Origin of the sequence: Candidatus Phytoplasma stylosanthis (genome assembly GCF_032886435.1) — a bacterium.
GTDB classification, from domain to species: Bacteria; Bacillota_I; Bacilli_A; order Acholeplasmatales; family Acholeplasmataceae; genus Phytoplasma; species Phytoplasma stylosanthis.
In genome coordinates this window covers 5,983-25,501 of record NZ_JAUZJP010000001.1, presented here as the reverse complement: position 1 = coordinate 25,501, position 19,519 = coordinate 5,983, and the positions used below count along the sequence as shown (strand labels likewise).

14 protein-coding genes are annotated in these 19,519 nt (G+C 19.6%); 6 read left to right on the top strand and 8 right to left on the bottom strand.

Features of this window, described 5'->3' with window-relative positions:
- Positions 1-59: 59 nt before the first annotated feature.
- From Q8777_RS00090 to Q8777_RS00070, 5 genes are all read right to left on the bottom strand, one after another.
- Complete coding sequence (locus tag Q8777_RS00090; protein ID WP_318676322.1) at positions 60-1,673, bottom strand: ABC transporter substrate-binding protein; 1,614 nt, start codon at positions 1,671-1,673, stop codon at positions 60-62.
- A 158-nt stretch (positions 1,674-1,831) separates the two neighbouring features.
- A complete protein-coding gene (locus tag Q8777_RS00085; RefSeq protein ID WP_318676323.1) occupies positions 1,832-2,692 on the bottom strand; it encodes an ABC transporter permease in 861 nt (286 codons plus the stop codon).
- A 39-nt stretch (positions 2,693-2,731) separates the two neighbouring features.
- Positions 2,732-3,694, bottom strand: a complete 963-nt coding sequence (locus tag Q8777_RS00080; RefSeq protein ID WP_318676324.1) for an ABC transporter permease — start codon at positions 3,692-3,694, stop codon at positions 2,732-2,734.
- Between the two features lie 106 nt (positions 3,695-3,800).
- Positions 3,801-4,598: an ABC transporter ATP-binding protein gene (locus Q8777_RS00075; protein ID WP_318676325.1), complete on the bottom strand. Its 798-nt coding sequence runs from the start codon at positions 4,596-4,598 to the stop codon at positions 3,801-3,803.
- Between the two features lie 18 nt (positions 4,599-4,616).
- Positions 4,617-5,570, bottom strand: a complete 954-nt coding sequence (locus Q8777_RS00070) for an ABC transporter ATP-binding protein (protein WP_318676326.1) — start codon at positions 5,568-5,570, stop codon at positions 4,617-4,619.
- 814 nt (positions 5,571-6,384) lie between these two features.
- On the opposite strand from Q8777_RS00070, the gene Q8777_RS00065 reads away from it, so the two are divergent.
- The 4 genes from Q8777_RS00065 (at position 6,385) to Q8777_RS00050 (ending at position 13,591) form a co-directional block, all read left to right on the top strand.
- Positions 6,385-7,032: a nucleoside monophosphate kinase gene (locus Q8777_RS00065; RefSeq protein ID WP_318676327.1), complete on the top strand. Its 648-nt coding sequence runs from the start codon at positions 6,385-6,387 to the stop codon at positions 7,030-7,032.
- Positions 7,033-7,131: 99 nt separating this feature from the next.
- Positions 7,132-12,078, top strand: coding sequence for an AAA family ATPase (locus Q8777_RS00060; RefSeq protein WP_318676328.1), 4,947 nt, complete (start codon positions 7,132-7,134; stop codon positions 12,076-12,078).
- A gap of 449 nt (positions 12,079-12,527) precedes the next feature.
- Positions 12,528-13,169 carry a superoxide dismutase gene (locus Q8777_RS00055; protein ID WP_318676329.1) on the top strand — a complete coding sequence of 214 codons (642 nt, stop codon included), beginning with the start codon at positions 12,528-12,530 and terminating at the stop codon, positions 13,167-13,169.
- 11 nt (positions 13,170-13,180) lie between these two features.
- On the top strand, positions 13,181-13,591 hold the full coding sequence (locus Q8777_RS00050; RefSeq protein WP_318676330.1) for a transcription antitermination protein NusB: 411 nt from the start codon (positions 13,181-13,183) through the stop codon (positions 13,589-13,591).
- Between the two features lie 57 nt (positions 13,592-13,648).
- Here the strand turns inward: Q8777_RS00050 and Q8777_RS00045 are convergent, their stop codons facing one another.
- Positions 13,649-13,831 carry a hypothetical protein gene (locus Q8777_RS00045; RefSeq protein WP_318676331.1) on the bottom strand — a complete coding sequence of 61 codons (183 nt, stop codon included), beginning with the start codon at positions 13,829-13,831 and terminating at the stop codon, positions 13,649-13,651.
- 186 nt (positions 13,832-14,017) lie between these two features.
- Here Q8777_RS00045 and Q8777_RS00040 point away from each other — a divergent pair, with 186 nt between their 5' ends.
- Together Q8777_RS00040 and Q8777_RS00035 are read left to right on the top strand one after the other, a co-directional pair.
- Entirely contained in the window at positions 14,018-15,262 is a 1,245-nt protein-coding gene (locus Q8777_RS00040; protein ID WP_318676332.1) for a DEAD/DEAH box helicase, read from the top strand.
- Positions 15,246-16,115: a deoxyribonuclease IV gene (locus tag Q8777_RS00035; protein ID WP_318676333.1), complete on the top strand. Its 870-nt coding sequence runs from the start codon at positions 15,246-15,248 to the stop codon at positions 16,113-16,115. Before Q8777_RS00040 ends, Q8777_RS00035 begins: the two co-directional genes overlap by 17 nt.
- A gap of 15 nt (positions 16,116-16,130) precedes the next feature.
- On the opposite strand, the gene Q8777_RS00030 is transcribed toward Q8777_RS00035, so the two are convergent.
- The gene (locus Q8777_RS00030; protein WP_318676334.1) at positions 16,131-16,706 is read right to left on the bottom strand and encodes a hypothetical protein; all 576 of its coding nucleotides are present in this window, start codon (positions 16,704-16,706) and stop codon (positions 16,131-16,133) included.
- 559 nt (positions 16,707-17,265) lie between these two features.
- Positions 17,266-19,519, bottom strand: a 2,254-nt coding sequence (locus Q8777_RS00025; protein WP_318749429.1) for a hypothetical protein, incomplete at its 5' end; no start/stop codon positions are given.

Here is a 19,519-nt window from a genome sequence, read left to right as displayed (position 1 = left end):
TTACATTTTTTTATTTTGTATAATTATTTATAAAAAAAATAATTTTTAAAATTTTATTTTTATTCTACTTTTCTTATCCTAATTGAATTTATATTATTAAAATGTCCAAATTTATCTGGTTCAAAACCACTTTTTATTTTTGAATTAATTAAAACATAACTTTTAATTTCTGTAAGAGGCAAAACATAAGCTTGATCATAAATATATTTTTCTATTTCGAACATTTTTTTTTCGTATTCATTTTTATATTTTTCTGGATTTGAATTTTTAATTTGTTGAATATAATTTATTTTATCTTCAATATTAATTTTATCTTCATCGCCGTCAATATGGCAAAAATTATTTTGATTATTATTTGTCATAAAATAATCTTGAAAATATTTGTGACCGAATTCAATATCAAATGACTCACCCATAAAAATAAAATTATATTTTGAATCTTTTTTTATAGATTCTTGTATGTAAGAATTGAATTCTATTTCATTTATAGATATTTCAAACCCAATTTTTTTCAATTGTTCTATTATTTTATTTACAAAACTATTTATTCTACCAGAAGCACAAGCAATATTTATTTTTCTTTCTTCATTTGTTAATTGTGAACAAAGTTCTTTAGCTTTCTCAAAGTTAACATCATTATGATAATCAATATTTTTATCATGTCCCATTATATTACTATTAATACAAGTTTTCGCTACATTAAAAAAGGATGATAATTCTAAATCAAGAATTATTTTATTTATATCTAATCCTTGTTGAATAATTTTTCTAACTTCCCTTTTTGTTTTATCTTTATTAAAATAAATATAATTGCTGCAAGCTACCGGAAATGATTGAATTTTAATATTTTTATATTTACCATTTTTTATATCATTTTCTAACTGACGTATTTTTTCTGTTTGAAAAAATGGTGCTATATGATAATTTCCGCTTTCTAATTCTTGCAAAATAGTATTTGCATTATCACATATTACTAACTTGATATCTTTTAAATCTTCTTCATCTTTGTTAAAGTATCTATCAAAAAGCTTTATTATTATTGAATCACCTTCATTATATTCTACAAGTCTATATTTTCCAGAACCAATTTTAACTCCTTCATTTTCGTTCTCTTCAACTGCTTTTTTATTTAAAACACGAAAAACTTCATAAAAGAAATAATCCCAACCTAACTGGTTATGAGGTTTTTGTAATGTAATATGAAATATATGTTCATCAATTTTTTTATAACTTTTAATTTCTTCAAATTTATCATATTTGTTTTTTTTTCCACGTTCAATTGTAAAAATAACATCATCACTTGTCATTTTTTCATTATTATGAAAATAGATATCATCTCTTAGTTTACATTTCAAAAGATGTTTATCATTATCATCCTTTTCAAATTTTTCTAATAACAAAGGTTTAACCTCTCCACCATTATCATCTTTTTTTAATAAAGTATCATGCATGAATTTAAAAACAAAATTAGAATAAACAGAATTTGTATGACTTTTTGTAGAAACATCAAAACCTTTTATATCAGATGATATTGCTATAACATAATAATTTTTTTTCTTAAAAATATTCATAACAACAATAATGGATATTATAAATCCAATTATTAATAAAGAAAACAACATTTTTTTTTTATGAAAAATAAAAAAATCTTTTATTTGTTTTATTTTAAACACAAAAATACCTCCCCCTATTATCTCTGAAAAAATACTATTTTTATATTTTTTTAAATAAATTAATTAAATAAATAATAAATAAACTAAATTAAATTATACACTTATTTACTTAAATTAGCTTAAAATATAAAATAAAAAATATATATTTTTAATGAATTTTAATCATTAAAATCATTTTTCAAACAATTTAACAAACCTTTTCCAATTAAATTAAAAGAAAAACTAGTTAAAAGAATAATAATAAAAGGACAATAGAATAAATGCGGATAATTTGTAAGATGTTCTCGAGAAGAATATAAAATATTTCCCCATTCAGGCTTAGTTCTATCTATCCCTAATCCAATAAATCCAAACCCAGAAATAGCTAAAATAACACTGGACATGTTTAAAATCATTTTAGTAACTAAAGTGGTAAAAATGTTAGGAAAAATATGTTTAAGAATAATTCTACTTTCACTGGCTCCTAAAGCTTTAGAAGCTTTAATAAAATCTTTTTCTTTTATTACTAAAGTTTGAGCCCTAATAAGCCGAATATAACTAGAAATACAAACAATACTTAATACAATAATCAAAGCATAAATACTTTGATTACCAATTAACAACATAATGATAACTGCTAATATAATATCCGGGAAAATAATAAAAAAATCACATATAAAAAGAACAATATTATCTAAAAAACCCCCAAAATAACCAGATATAATTCCTAAAAATGTTCCTATAACGGCACTTATAATAACTGTAATAAAACTTATTATTAAAGAAATTCGTGCCCCTTCTACAACACGGCTAAAAACATCATATCCTACTTCATCTGTCCCCATCCAATGAGAAAAACTAACATTGCGTAATATCGGAAAATGAGAACTATTTGGATCAGGAATAAAAGTTAAAAAATTTCTAAATAAAACAAAAAAGAATAAAACAGTTAAAAATGAAACACCAAACAAAATATTTTTATCTCTAAAAAAATTTAGTATTCTTTTAAAAAAAGAATAATAATTAGCCTCTTTTTTCAAAATTAATTCTTCTTTCCTCCATTTTATAAAAAAATCATATTATGTTTTTTTAAAATTTATCTTAGGATTTAGCCAAAAATATAAAAAATCTAACAATAGATTAAAAATAGAAATAAAAACAGCTAACAAAATTATACAACACTGTAAAACTGGGAAATCTCGGTCTTGAAAAGAACGAATTATTAATTTACCTATCCCATTTAAATTAAATGTATATTCTGTTATAATTGTTCCACTAATAAAACTACTTAAAATTAATCCAATTTGAGCTAAAATAGGAATTAAAGCATTTTTCAAAGAATGCTTAAAAAGAACTGTCCATTTTGATAGACCTTTAGCATAAGCTGTTAAAATATAAGGTTGTTTTAAAATTTCAACCATATTATTATAAGTTATTTTAAATAACGAAGAAGCCATAACTAAAGATAAAGTTAAAATAGGTAAAAAAAGAGATTGAATATCATTAAATCCTGATATTGGAAAAAATTTAAAATGATAAGCAAGAAAATATTGTAAGGCGAAACCAATAATAAAAGTAGGAGTTGAAAATAAAAAAAGAAATATTAAATCTAATATAAAACTTTTTTTAGTATTTTGCCATAAAGCCCCTAAAGAACCACAAAAAATACCAATTAAAGAGCCAAAAATACAACTAAAAAAAACTAATAAAAAGGTTAATTTAAAACTATTCCAAAAAAGAATTAATGATTTTTTATGATCACCACGATATGAATTACCAAAATCAAATTTGAATATATTTTTTAAGTATATTTTAAACTGTTCATCTAAACTTTTATCTAGCCCTAATTTTTTCTCGCAAATTTTCCTTTCTTCTGGAGAAGGTTGTTTAGAACCAAAAAAAGATGAAACTGGATCGCCTGGTATTATTTTAAGAGAAAAAAAACTCACTATTATAACTGTAATTAAAAGTAGAAAAATATAAATTATTTTTTTAAAAATATAATTGTAAAAATCATGCATAACATCACATTTCCTGCCCATAAAAATCTTTATTATTTCAAATTTGATATTTATAATTTTTTTATAATTATATCTTTTTTCAATATTTAATAATCATTAAAAATTAAAAAAATATTTTTTCAATTTATTAATAATTATGAAAATTTGTTTTTAAAAAATTATTTAATAAAGACTTAGTGTAATAATGTTTAGGATTTTCTAGAATTTCTTTTATAGGTCCGCTTTCTACTATTTCACCTTTATACATCACTACAACATCATCTACAATTTCGGATATCACACCTAAATCATGAGTAATAAATAAAACAGATGTTTTGATATCCTTTTGTAAATTACTAATTAAATTTAAAATTTCTTTTTGAATAACAACATCTAAAGCTGTAGTCGGTTCATCAGCAATTAAAAGTTTAGGCTCACAAATTAAAGCCATTGCAATCATTATTCTTTGACACATACCACCTGATAATTGATGAGGATAAGATTCCATAACTCTATCAACATCAGTTATTTTCACTTTTTTTAAAATTTCAAAAATTTTTTCTTTATTTTTTTGAGGAATCATATTATTATGTAAATTTAAAACTTCCATAATTTGGTTTTTTATTTTAAAAACTGGATTGAGACTAGAAATAGCATCTTGAAAAATCATAGCTATTTCATTTCCTCTAATTTTTTGCATTTTTTTTTCATCATATCCGGAAATTTCTTTTCCGTTAAAAAAAATCTTACCTTGGTATATTTTTTGATTATTATTAAATAACTTCAAAATAGAGATAGCAGTTTGACTTTTTCCGCTACCAGATTCTCCTACAATGCCTAAACTTTTCCCTTTTTTTAAATCAAAAGAAATCCCTTTAACTGCTTTTACTATTCCTTTAGAAGTTTTAAAATAAGTATGTAAGTTTTCAATTTTTAATAAACTCATTTTTTCATTTCTCTTTTTTCAAAATTTATTTTTTAAAGTACATCTAATAAAATGTCCTGAAGAAATTTCAAACCAATCTAAATCCTTTTGATTTTTTTGAAATAAAAATTCAAATTCTTTTGTTTCATAGATAATTTCGTATTCCTTCTGCTCTTGATTGTGTAAACAAGGAATAGAATTTAAAATTTTTCTAGTATAAGGATGAATAGGATTTTTTAAAATCTCTTTTTTTGGAGCAATTTCGACTATATTACCTAAATACATTACACATATTCTATCACTTAGGTAACTTGCAACTCCTAAATCATGAGTAATAAACAAAAATGTTAACTGATAATCTTTTTTTAAATTATCCAAAAGAGATATAATTTTAAATTGAGTAGAAACATCTAATGCAGAAACAATCTCATCACAAACAATAAATTTAGGTTTTATGATTAAAGTTCTAGCAATAGCGATTCTCTGTCTTTGCCCGCCTGATAATTGAGTTGGATAACGATCATAAAGTGAACTATCTATTTGACATTTAGCCATGATATCCAAAATCTTTTTTTTATATAAAGGATCTTTTTTATTTTTCACCATTTTATAAATCAAAAGACCTTCACCAATAATATCAGCAATTTTAAAAGAAGGATTTAAAGAAGAAAAAGGATCTTGAAAAATAATTTGTAAATCTTTTCTTAATGGTCTCTTTTGTTTATTATTTAATTTTGTTAAATCAATTTTATTATCAACATCTTTATAATAAAAAATATTTCCCGAAGTGGGAATTTGTAATTGTGAAATTAATTGTCCTAAAGTAGATTTACCTGAACCTGAACCACCTACAACTGCTAAAGTTTCTCCTTTGAAAATAAGCAAATCTACATTTTGAACAGCTTTTAAATTTTGAGATTCTTCAAAAAGCTTTTTCTTAATTAAAAATTTTTTTGATAAATTTTGAATATCAATTAAAATTTGTTTATCCATTTCTTCTCTTCCGTTTCATTTCAAACTTACTTATTAATTTTACTATTGTTTTAATAGTTTTATATCTTAATTTTTTGATATATCATAAATGATAATAAAAAATAAAAATTAAATATAAAAATAAATTTAAATATAAAATTTTTATTTTTTATTCTAATATAACATAAAAAAACATATTACAATAATAAAAATAAAAATAACCATAAACTTTAAAATTGTAACGAAAAATATTTTTTAATTTATTTTTATTAAGAAAGATGAAATTTTATACATAATTTACAAATTCTAAAAATTTTAAAATCATTTTTAAAATTTGAATGAAGAATTCCGTTAATAATCAATAATTTAAATGAAAAAGTAATTAAAAAATTCAAATTATAACTATTTTTTATTTTTAAATTAATTAATTAATAATGATTCAGAAGCAACTTGAAATTAATAGTTTCTTATGATATTATATCGTATAGAGTGTATAAATTATTTTATTTATTCATTTTGTTGATAACTTATTATGTTTTTCAATTTTCAATAAATTCAAATGAATTTATAAAATTTATAGACAAAAAATAATTAAATAACTCTTATTAAAAGTTATATTTTTGAAATTCTAAAGTAAAAAATGAAATATTAATATAAGAAAAATAAGAAAATTGAAAAAGAAAGTTTAAAAATAAAAAAATCTTATACATCATATTCGAAATATAAAATAATTACCTTAAATGAATTATAGCTATAATTTAAAATAATTATTTTTTAAGTTTCTAATTCTTTTCAAATTATTTATTGTTTTTTTACAGATAAAGGTAAATAAAAAATGAATCTGATATTAATCGGCCCTCCTGCTTCAGGTAAAGGAACACAGTCTCTAATTTTATCAAAATTGTTAAATATTTTTCATGTCTCAATAGGCGATGTTTTTCGTAAAAATTTAAAAAATAAAACAGAATTAGGAAAAAAGATTATTTTTTATATTAACAAAGGATTATTAGTGCCTAGCGAAATAACTAATTCTATGGTAAGTGAAATTTTTACTGAGGAAAAAATTAAAAAAGGTTTCATTTTTGATGGTTTCCCCCGTAACAAAAATCAAGCTCTTTTTTTAACTGAAGAATTTAAAAAAAGAAATATTTCTTTAGCAAAAGTCTTTTATTTTAATGTTGAAGAAAAATTATTAGAAAAAAGAATAGTTGGTAGAATTATCTGTTCTCAATGTGGAGAAATTTATCATAAAGAAACTAAATTACCTAAAAAAGATAATTTATGCGATAATGATAACAGTATTTTAATTCAAAGAAAAGATGACAATTTAAATACTTTTAAAAAACGGTTATTAGTTTATAAAGAAGAAACTTTACCACTAGTTGAATATTATCAAAAAATTAATAAACTTTTTGAAATCAAAGTAAAGGATAATAAAATGACCATCGAAGAAATAACAAATATAATATTAAAAAATCTATAAAAATAAAAAATTTTTTATGTTTATTTTTTTATTCCAAATAAACATAAAAAATTTTTTTCAAAATTAAATAGTTTTATTAGAAAGATTAAAATTTTTCAAATGAAAGCTAAAATAGCTAAATTATCGTATCTTTTTTATATATTGATAATATTTAGTTTTTTTAAAATAAATAATATTTATTCTTATGAAAATAATTTAGATTATAGAGAAATGGAAGATTTGTACAATTCACCAAATGTTCATAATTCTCCAAATATTAAAAGATTAAAAAGTATTTTTCCAAAATTAAACAATAAAAATTTATTATATAAAGTTTTAAAGGAAATATTAAAAGAATTTGATAAAGATCATTATAATTTAGAATCTAAAAAAAACATAAATGAAAAAATAACATTATTAGATAAATACAATATAATAGATGAATTTTCTGATGTAATTGAACAAACTGTTTATGATAAAGAAAACTGTTTATTTGTTTTTATAGGAAATAGAACAGATTATATTAATTATAATCATTACCTTACAAGTAAAAAACAAAATTTTATAAATCATAATGGAAATTTTTGGAGAAATTGGTCTCCTTCCAATATAGAAATTGTAACTAAAGAAAAAATTATTTTTTTAATAGATATTTTCGAAGAAATTCTTATTTTAGAAGAAAAATTAAAAGATTTAAATAAACAAGAAAAAAGTATATATTTAGAAAATATAACTAAATTAGAACAAAAAATAGAAAGATATAAAACATTATTTCAAGAACAACAAAATTTTATTATAGATAAAGATAGAAAGATAAAAAAATTAGAAGAAGAAATTTTAGAAAATAGTAGAGATACTGTTTATTTAAATGATGTAATTAGAGAAAAAAATAAAGCTTTAGAAGAAAAAGAAGAAGAATTATCAAGAAATAAAACTTTGTCTTTAGATCAACAAGAAAAATTAAAATCTGTAATTGCAAAAATGAAAATTGATATTCAAAATATATCAAAAAATTTACAAGAAAAAGAAAATTCAATAAATAGTTTGACAGATAAAATAAGAGAAATTCTTATTGAATTAAGATTTAAAAATGAAGAAATTAAATATATTCAAAAAGAAAAAACAACATTTCAAACTAATATTGAAAGAAAAATTATTATTATTGAAAGATTAGAAAAAACTTTAAAAGATTCACAAAATATTATAGATAAATTAAATAAAAACTTGGATGATTATAAAAAAAAATTAGATATAAAAGATCAAAAAATAAATTTATTAGAGGAAAGAATTCAAGATAATAATGAAAAAATACATTCTTTAGATGCAGAAATAAAATCCAAAAATATTGAATTAGAAAATAAAGAAAAAGAATTAAGAAAAGAAAGAAATCTTTCAGAAGAAAAAATCAGAGAAATAAATAATAAAATTACAGATTTAAAAGAACAAATAAAAAAACTTGGAAGAGAAATTCGTTTTCAAAAATTTATTTCAAAACAAAACAATATTTATATTCAAGAATTATTAAAACAAATAACTGATAAAGATGAAGAAATAAAAGAAATAAAAAATGTAAGTGAAAAAGACAAAAAAAACCTACAAGATATCGTTGAGTCACAAAAAGAAAAGATAGAAAAATTACAAACAAAATTATATGAAATTGATAGTTATATTGAAGCACTTATAGAAACAATAAAAAAACAGGAAATTATAATAAATGATAACAAAGAAGAAATAAAAGAAATAAAAGAAAATATAGAGATAAAAGAAAGCATTATTTTTTCCTTAAGAGAAAAAATAAATTATTTTTCTGAATTAATAGAACAAAAAAATGAAGAAATTTTAAATAATAATTTGTTATCTGAAGAAGAAAAAAAAGATCTAGAAACAACAATAGAAAACTTAAAAAAAGATTTAGACTTTCAAAGAGAACAATTAAATACAAAAGAAGATTTTATAAAAGCTAATCAAACAAGAATAGAATTTTTAATTAAAAAATTAAGTGAAAAAGAAAGAGAAATTGAAAAAATTGAAAAAATTAGCGAAAGAGAAAAACAAAATTTAACATCAAAAATAAATTCTCAAATAGAAGAATTAGATGAATTTAAAAATAGATTAACAGAACTTCAATCTCAAGTAGATGAATTAAATAAAAGTTTAGAACAACAAACAAAAATAATAGAAAAACAAGAAGAAAAAATTATTCAATTAGAAAGAACAATAGAATACGATAAGTCACAAATTTTTGAATTAAGTAATAGTATATTAGACATAAAAAGAGAATTAGAAAACAGAACAGATGAATTATTAAAAAATAAAAATTTATCAGAAATACAAAAAAAATTGTTAAAAAAAAAAATTGAAGACTTAGAAATTGAATTAAGTGATTTAACAAAAGAAATTTCTTCTAAAGAAGAAAATTTAAAACAATCAAAACAAAAAATTGAAGATTTAAAAAGAGATTTAGAAAAACAACAAGAAAAAATAGAAGAAAATGATATTTTAAATAGAAAGGAAAAAGAAAAATTAGAAAAAAAAATAAATGGAATATTATCTTCTCTAGAAGATAAAAAAGAAGATTTAGAAAAATATGAGAAAAAAATTAAAGATTCAATAATTCATGAAACAGCAATTACTAAATTTGTTTTAAGTGCATTAGAACATATAGACAATATAAATGATAAAACTCTGAATTTTTTGAAAAAAATAGGAAATGAACAAGAAAATAAAAAACTAAATGAAATGGAAAATGTTAAAAGTTTTTTAAAAAAAACAGATGATTTCCCTTCTTTTGCAGAAGTAATAGGTTCAGATGAAGCTAAAAAACAATTACAAGAAAGTTTAAATCATTTAAAAAACATTAAAGAATATAAAAAAATGGGAATTAAAAAAGCACCAAAAGGAATTTTATTATATGGCCCACCTGGAACAGGAAAAACTTTTTTAGCAGAAGCTTTTGCTAAAGAAGCAGGTTTACCTTTTTTTTGTTTAACATCAGATGATTTTTCAAAAACATATGTTGGAGAAGGTCCAAGATTAATAAGACAACTTTTTGAAGAAGCAAGAAAAAATTCACCAAGTATTATTTTGATAGATGAATGTGAGGTAGCTTTTAAAAAACGTAATAGTGATGGTTTAAATTCAGATCATGGAAATATTATTTCAGCTTTTTTATCTGAAATAGAAGGTGTTAGAACAGTAAATGATAAACCAGTTTTTGTGATCGGAACAACTAATTTTAAAGATGAAATAGATAGTTCTATTATTAGTCGTTTTAATAAATTAATTAAAATAGATTATTGGACAAAAGAAGATTTGAAATTTTTCCTTTCTCAAATATCTAAAAAATATAAATTAGATATAAGATCTTATAAATATCTAGAAAAAATATCTCAAATGATTATTGATTCTAATTTAGATAGTTTAAGAACACCTAGAAAAATATTAGAATTATTAGAACAAGCAGGCGTAAGATCTATAACAGAACATCAACATTTAAATATTTTACCAATAGATTTAGAAACTTCTTTACAAAGAATGTTAAACGATAAAAATATTAACTGGCAAGAACATGAACATGTCAAACATGATATAGAAGAACTTTTTTCTATTACAGAATATAAAACTATTCCAATAAAACATGTTTTTGAAGATAGTATTTTAACTGCCCAAGAAAAAGAATTTTGTGATTTAATAAGAAAACAATATCAAATTAACCAAAAAGTAGTTTATAATGGAGAAAATGAAAATCAAATATTAGAAATTGAAATTGAAGAAAGTGAATTAGAAAAAATAAAAAAATTTTATTCTTCAATTAACCCTTTACCAGAAAAATTATTAGGTTTTTATTTACTCAAAGCAAAAGTCAAAAATAATTCTAAAGAAAAAAACAAAAAAATATCATCTTTAGAAGATATTTTAAATGAAGGTGTTGAAAAAAAAGTAGAAAAAATTTATTTTGTTTGGGATATTAAAAAAAATGAATATAATAAAAAAATAATCAGAGAATTAATAAAAATATACCAAGATAAATACAATTTTTTAAAACTAGATAATATATTTGAAAAAAAAATAAATGAGATATATAAAAACATTGACAATAATAAAATAGAATTAGATAAAGAAATAAAAAATTATATCGAACAAATAAAAAAAGAATTATTTGATGGCATTTATAATGAAATATATAAAGACAAAGAAATTCTAAATTACAAAAATATTTCAGAATTAGAAAATGAAATAAAAGACAAAATAGAAACATTATTTCAAAATAATATTTATTCATCCTTGGTAGATATAAAAAATGAAATTATTTTTGATATAAAATCAAAAAAAATACAAGATAAAAAACTTTTTGTAAAAGAAAAAATATATTATTTAATAGAAGAAATGTCTTTTAATGAAGAAATATTTACTAGTCAACAAATAGAAAAAATAAAAAGTAAAATAAAAGAAGAAACAGAAAAAAAATTAGAAATATTACAAGAATATTCTTTAAAAGAAATTAAAAAATATCTAAAAGAAATAGAAACAAAACATACTAAAAAGTTATTTCAAGAAAAATGGAAACAAATAATACAAAAAATAAAAATTAATTTTAATTTCAATAAAGAAAAAATAATTCATGTATTAGAAAAAAAAGCAAAAAATCAATTATTTTATAAAAATATCAATTTAGAAGAAATAATAGATATTCTTAATAGAGAAGCTGAAATACAAATTCAAGAATCAGAACAAAATTTAAATAAAGCAATTTTAAGTAAAATTAATAAATCTCTTTTAATAGATAAAATTTTAGGAGACAATATCCCTTCACAAGATATAGATCTAATAAATAAAGGATCAATGTTAATTATTAAAAGTGAATTAAAAAAAGAAAATATAACAGAACCAGAAATTGAAGAAAAAGTATATTCCTTTATTAAAGATTACAAAATAAAAAAAGAAAATTATGCAAATGATGATAATTTATTAGATATAATACAAAAAAATTTTTATTGGATTAAATATATTTTGATTATAATGGTAAGTAAATATTTTTTTTCCAGAACAAATAAAAAAAACATATAATTTTGAAAACAAAATAAAAATAGATTAAAGAAATTAAGTATTTATTTAAATTTTTAAAACATAAACCATAAAAAAATAAATAATGTAATAAATAATTATTTATTTTTTTAATTTTAAATATTTTAATAGATATATTTTGTTAAAAAATAACAAATAATTTAATGTTTAATAGAAAAAATATAATTTTTTATTTAGTAAGTAAATTATGAATTATAGTATTTATTAATTTAAAAATTATTAATAATCTTTTTATCTTATTTTAATTTTAAAACATAAAAAAAATTTTAATTTCTTTGTTGTTTTAATAAATAGATAAAAATGTTATAATTTAATTTGAATTAAAAATTTTATAATATATAAAATATAAAAACAAACATAATTAAATTAATTAATATAAATTAATAGTTATTTATATTAATAATTTATTAATGAAAGGATTTTTATAAATTATGAAAGAAATATTTAAATTGCCAAAAATAGATTATGAATACAAAGATTTAGAACCTTTTATAGATGCTAAAACAATGGAAATTCATCATACTAAACATCATCAAAATTATATTAATAATTTAAATATATGCCTTAATAAAAATAACATTGAAAATAATGACTTAAAATCTTTATTAATTAAAGATGTTCCTGCTTTACCAGAAGAAATAAAAACAACAATAATAAATAATGGTGGAGGTCATTTTAATCATTCTTTTTTTTGGAAAACATTGAAATTAAATGATATTTGTAAAGAAAATTACAAAATAAATATTTTTATTAAAAAATTCTTTGGTGATATGGAAAATTTTAAAAACCAATTTTCTGCAAAAGCACAAAGTCTTTTTGGTAGTGGATGGACATGGTTAATTTATGACTTTCAAAACAAACTTCAAATTTTAAATACTCTTAACCAAAATACTGTTTTAGAAATAGGGCATCCTATTTTAGGTTTAGATATTTGGGAACACGCTTATTACTTAAGTTATCAAAATAGAAGAAAAGATTATATAGAGGCTTTTTATAATGTTATTAGTTGGTCACAAATAGAAAAAAATTTGAATCAAGCTATAATAGACAATTTATCTTCTCATAATGAATAAATAATTTTTTTATGTTACCAAAAAAAATAAAAAAAATAAGGTTGTTGATTATCATCAGTTTATATCAATACGATTTTTATCAAGAAGAATTTTCAAATCCAAATAAAGATGATATTTTTGATTTAAATATTTTTCATTATATAATTAAAAATATACAATTAATTGATTTTATTATTAAAAAAAATTTATATAACTATAAAATTAATAGATTAAATAAAGTTGATAAAGCGATTATTCGTTTAGCAACTTTAGAATTATTAGAAAAACAAAATTCTCATAAAGTAATAATTAACGAAGCTATTGAAATAACTAAAGAATATTCAAATTTAAACGACGGTAAACAACATAGATTTAATAATAAACTTTTGCAACTAATTTTTGAAGATATTGAAAAGAATAAATACAAAATAAACGAGTTTTAAAACTCGTTTTGTTTTATTTCTATAAATAAAATTAAAAACAATATTTTTATATATTTTTCAAGATAACAACCAATTAATTATTTCTTTTAAAACTAAAAGAATAGGTAAAAAAAGAAGAAAAATTAGAATAAAAAAAAATATTTTTTGAAAAAAGAAATAAAATTGTTTTTTAATAAAAAAAATATAAGAGTTCTTTTTTTTAGATTCTTTTTTTTTATTTACATTTTTTTTTTTACTCACAATATACTATCCTTATTTTTTTAACATTTTCATAAAAATAATTCTATTTTTCTTATTTATTATATTTTTATAATTAAAAATTTATGGAAATCATCATAAAAATATTTATCGTTATTCCTTTATATCATACTCTTATTATATATAAAAAATAAAATTATTTAATTGTATTCGAAGAAAGAAAGATAAATGAAAAATTATATTCAAGAAAAAATAAAAAAATTAAAATTTAAAAAAATAACTCCTATCCAAAAAGAAATATTTGATAATTTTGATAAACCATATCATTTAGTGGGAATTTCTCCTACAGGCACAGGCAAAACTCACGCATATTTATTACCTATTTTAAGTAAAATTAATTGGGAACAAAATAATATTCAAGCAATTATTGTAACACCAACAAATGAATTAATTTTTCAAATTTTTCAAATGTTAAAAGTAATCGAAAATAAATGTTCTAAAGTAAAAATTTTATATGGCGGAATAGATAAAAAAAAAATATTGAAAAGTTTAGAAAAGAAACAACCACCTTTAATTATAACTACTTTAAGTAAATTAGTAGAATTTTCATCTATTTTTCAAAAAATAAAATTTCATAAATCTTCTTTTTTAGTTTTAGATGAAGCGGATATGTTGTTTGATCAAAAATCATTATTTTTATTAGATGAATTATTATCTAAATGGCGCCCTAAAATTCTATTATTTTCCGCCTCTATTACAGATAAAATGAAGCCTTTTATTAATAAATATTTCGGAAAATCTTTATTTTTAAATGTAAATGATAAACAAAAACTCAATTTAAAGTATTACACTTTATTCAGTTACAAAGAAAAACGTTTAAACGATTTAAAACACTTAATTACAAAATTAAATCCTTATTCAGCATTGATTTTTGTTTCTAAAAAAACTGAACAATTAAAAATATATAATTTTTTAAAAGAATTTAACTTGAATATTTTAAATTTTTCTTCTGATTTAACAGTTCAAAAAAGAAAATATTTTATAAATGAAATAAAAAAAATGAAATATCAATACATTTTAACAAGTGATTTAGCATCTAGAGGTTTAGATTTAGATATAGAGTGGGTTATTCATTATGATTTACCACATAAAAATTTGGAATTTTTTCAACATAGAAGCGGTAGAACAGGTAGAATGGGAAAAGAAGGGAAAGTATTAATTTTTTATGATGAAAAAGAAATTAATTCTTTAACTAAAATTAAAAAAAATAATAATATTTCATTTCAAAATATAGTTCTAACGGAAAACGGTTTTAGAGAAAAACAAATAAATCAAAAGCAAAAACCCAAATTATTAAATAATAAAAATAAAAAAAATCATTTTCCTAATAAAAAAAATATTTCTTATAAAAAGAGTAATAATATAATAAAAACATCTAAGAAAAATAAAAAAAAATATGATCAAAATAGGTAGTCACGTATCATTTCAAAAACCTTTTTTTTACTTAAACGCTGTAAAAAAAGCATTACAATTTGGTTCTAATACTTTTATGATTTATGCTGGTGCACCCCAAAATACAAAAAGACAAAACATAAAGCAAGTTTATTTAAAAGAAACATTACAAGAAATGAAAAAAAATTTTATTCAATTAAACGATTTAGTTGGGCATGCTCCTTACATTATAAATTTAGCTAATCCTTCACTTGAAAAAAGAAAATTTGCTATTTCATTTTTAACCGAAGAACTAAAAAGATTTGATAAATTAAAAATTCCTCAAATGGTTTTACATCCTGGTAACGCTTTAAATCAAACAAAAAAAGAAGCTATTTATTTAATAGCTGAAGGAATTAATCAAATTTTAAAAAATACCAAAATTTTAAAAGTTAAAATAACATTAGAAACAATGTCTGGTAAAGGAACTGAAATAGGTTCTAAATTCGAAGAAATAAAAGAAATTATTAATTTAATAGAAGATAAACAAAAAATAAACGTTTGTTTTGATACCTGTCATGTATTTGATGCTGGATATGATATTAAAAATAATTTTTCAAAAGTAATAGAAGAATTTGATAATAAAATTGGCCAAAAATATTTAAGTGTTTTTCATATCAACGATTCTAAAAATAATTTAGGAAGTAAAAAAGATCGACATGAAAATATTGGATATGGGAAAATAGGTTTTGAAGCTTTAATAAAAATAATATATTTCCCCTCTTTTTTATCTTTACCTAAAATTTTAGAAACTCCATTTGTGAACAATTTGCCGCCTTATAAATTAGAAATTCAAATGATTAAGAATAAAAAATTCAATCCTTTTTTAAAATAAAATCACATAATTTTTTTATTTGATAGGACCTTTTTCTTTTATAATTTTTTTTAATTCAGAACTAGTTAAAGTTGTCTTGGATATTAATTTATTAGCAATATTTTTCCAAATATTTTCATTTTTTTTTATAATTTCTTTGCTTTGATTTAAAAAAAATTTAAATTGCTCCTTATTTTTAAGAGCAGGCATAATTTTTTTAGCTTTTGTTAAATCAGACGTTGGTCCTTCCAAAGAACCTTTGCCAACTTGTTTTTTATCCATTTTATTATCTTCTGCTAACAAAGTCTCCGCGGCTATCCCGCCTAATAAACTTAAAACTCTTATATCATTATTATTTTCTTTAAAAGAACATTTGACATGTCCTAAAGATCTTTTAGTTTTTTTAATAGTAGCATATTCTACATCAATTAATTCTGGATAAGACAAATCTATTAACGCATGACCTGCTTCATGAAAAGCCGTTATTTCTCTTTCTGATAAATTAGTCGAAAAAATAAAATTATTATTTTTATTTTCATAGATTATACCAATTAAAAATAAATTAATAAAAAGCAAGGAATAAAGCCAAATAAAAATTTTTTTTTGATTCATAGTTTATTTTTAAACTTTCTTATTTTTTATAAAGATAAACTCTATTTACTACTAAACATTTTAAATAAGTAATTGCTATAATATAAATAGATTATTTTTCTATTTAGAAATCCTCCTAAGGATTTTTCTTTCTATTATCTATTACAAACAGCCTTCCTCTAAACAATACAAACAAAGTTTTATTACCATAATCTCTCCAAAAAGGCCTTCTTTGATCTTCCTTTATACAAAATCAAAACTTTGTAACATTTAAAATTATAGCAATAACTCTCTTTTATCCCTCATTTTGTAATTTATCTATTACAGTTATTTTAGTTTTTAACCTATTTCTAAGACTGCTTTACAATCTTCAAACTGATTTCCTTATTAGTAAATTTTTTTCTTGTTAGATATAACTTATTACATCCATATATTTTTTTAATTGGATTTTTATTATTAATTTTTTTATTTTATATTATAATCATAATCTTTTAATTATATTTTTTAGTAGACATGGAAAGATCAAGTAAATATATTTAAAAGTCTTTTACATTATAATTATCAATTTTTAATAACACTATTATTCTGAAAAGATTGACATTAAAATCGGTTTATCTTCGGCTTCTAATCCTGACAAGAAATCTTTAAATAAAGAATCGAAATAATTTAAATCATTAAATTTTTCAATTTCATTATTTTTAATTTTTTTAAATGAATCTTTTAAATTATTATATTCTTTCTTATTATTTTGTAAAAAATTATTAGTATAATTTATTTTTATTTCTGAAAAAAAAATATTATCTTGATTTTCGATTTTAATTTCTTTTTCTTCAATGTTAATACCTTCAATATCAAAATAAAAATTATTATCGCTATTAATTTCTTCAATAATTTTTTGAATAATTACTATTTCATTATTAAATAATTTCGATAAATAAGATATTTCTTTTAAAAAATTTATTTCTATATTTTCTTTAATTTTTACATTATTTTGTTCAATATTTTCATTATCATCTTTATTAAAATCTATTTCTGATATATAAGATATTGCGTTATCAAAAATTTTTAACAATATTAAATGTTTTTCTTTCATATAATTATTTTTAAATTCTTTATTTATTTCATTTATTTTATCTAATTTTTTCTTATTTGTTTTTATTTCTTCTAATAAATTATTATTTATTTCCAATAATGAATATCGTGATAAATATGAAGAATCTTGTGAATTTAAATAATCACAACATTTAGGATATGTTATTTTATATACATTTTTTACAATTCGATCCTTTTGTATTTTTTCTATTTCATAAGAATTAATAACTTCATTGTTTAATTTATCTAATATTTTTTTAATTATATTAGGTATTTCTTCTTCTCTTTTTTTTTGTTCTTCAGTATATAAAGAATCATTTTTAGTTTTATTTACTTTTAATAATTTGTCAATTTTTTTTTCTATTTCTTTAAATTTGTATAAAAAATCATTAAATTGTTCTTTATACAAACCACTATTATTTTCTTGAAATTTTTGAATAAAAAAATCAATTTTTTGAATATTTTTAATTTCTAAAAATAAATCATTAAAATTTTCTTTTATTTTATATAAAAAAATATCTATTTTATTTCTTTCTTCAAGATCCAAAGATAACAAATTTTTTAATTTTTCTAAATAACTTTCACTAACAAATCCTTTATATTTTTCTTCTATCTCTTTTTTTTGTTTTTCTAATTCCTCTTTTATCAAAAAATCAATCTCTGAAAATCTTTTTAATAAATTAGCAATTTTTTCTAAATTATCATTGAACATATTTGGATTATGATTAATAAATTGAGGAATATTTTTTGATGATAATTGAGACATTAAAATAGAAAAAAAATAAAATTTTTTGATTTTTTTTATGCTATCTAAAATAGAACTATTATTCGAAATAATTCTATTAAAAATATAGAAAAGCCGTTTGTCTAATTCAAATTTTCTTTCTTTATAAATATTTATAGGTCGATATGGATTATTATTAATTAAATTATAATCATCATCAGAAATTTTAATAATTTCACTTGTTTGTTCAATATATTCATTAATAAGTTCGTTTATTTTGTCATGAAGAGAATTTGAAAAATATTGATAATTATTTAATTTTAAAAATTTCTTATATTCTTTTTCATAATAAAATTCATATAAATCCGTCATTTGTGAAGGAATATCTTTTTTTAAAAAAGAATAATTTTCTTTTTGAAATTGATAAATATTTTTTAGTAAAGAAATGAAATAATTATTTTGAATTATAAAGAATTGTTTTTTTACAGTTTCAGGAAAATTTTGTAATATTTTCATATCTTCTAGTATTATATTGTTTTCTTTATCAAATATTTCTTTTTTATTATATAATTCTTGATCTATTTCATAACCATTTTCTTTTTTTTCTAAATGTTTAAATTCAAACATTTTTTTTTGTCTCGAATGATTATCTTCATCCGCTTCTCTTCTTTCTTTTAATTGTTTTTCTCTTGGTGTTTCTTCGGAAGGTTTATTTAGAGAAGAAAAAGGAATTTGACTATGTATATTTTCTGTTGAATCAGCCAACCTTCTTTCTTCTTCTTCTCTTCTTTCTCTTAATTGTTTTTCTCTTGGTGTTTCTTCGGAAGGTTTATTTAGAGAAGAAAAAGGAATTTGACTATGTATATTTTCTGTTGAATCAGCTAACCTTCTTTCTTCTTCTCTTCTTTCTCTTAATTGTTTTTCTCTTGGTGTTTCTTCGGAAGGTTTATTTAGAGAAGAAAAAGGAATTTGACTATGTATATTTTCTGTTGAATCAGCCAACCTTCTTTCTTCTTCT

Coding starts and splice junctions, on each gene's coding strand:
- Q8777_RS00080 (WP_318676324.1), bottom strand. CDS start 3,694: ATGGGCAGGAAATGTGATGTTATGCATGATTTTTACAATTATATTTTT.
- Q8777_RS00075 (WP_318676325.1), bottom strand. CDS start 4,598: ATGAGTTTATTAAAAATTGAAAACTTACATACTTATTTTAAAACTTCT.
- Q8777_RS00070 (WP_318676326.1), bottom strand. CDS start 5,570: ATGGATAAACAAATTTTAATTGATATTCAAAATTTATCAAAAAAATTT.
- Q8777_RS00065 (WP_318676327.1), top strand. CDS start 6,385: ATGAATCTGATATTAATCGGCCCTCCTGCTTCAGGTAAAGGAACACAG.
- Q8777_RS00060 (WP_318676328.1), top strand. CDS start 7,132: ATGAAAGCTAAAATAGCTAAATTATCGTATCTTTTTTATATATTGATA.
- Q8777_RS00055 (WP_318676329.1), top strand. CDS start 12,528: ATGAAAGAAATATTTAAATTGCCAAAAATAGATTATGAATACAAAGAT.
- Q8777_RS00050 (WP_318676330.1), top strand. CDS start 13,181: ATGTTACCAAAAAAAATAAAAAAAATAAGGTTGTTGATTATCATCAGT.
- Q8777_RS00040 (WP_318676332.1), top strand. CDS start 14,018: ATGAAAAATTATATTCAAGAAAAAATAAAAAAATTAAAATTTAAAAAA.
- Q8777_RS00035 (WP_318676333.1), top strand. CDS start 15,246: ATGATCAAAATAGGTAGTCACGTATCATTTCAAAAACCTTTTTTTTAC.
- Q8777_RS00030 (WP_318676334.1), bottom strand. CDS start 16,706: ATGAATCAAAAAAAAATTTTTATTTGGCTTTATTCCTTGCTTTTTATT.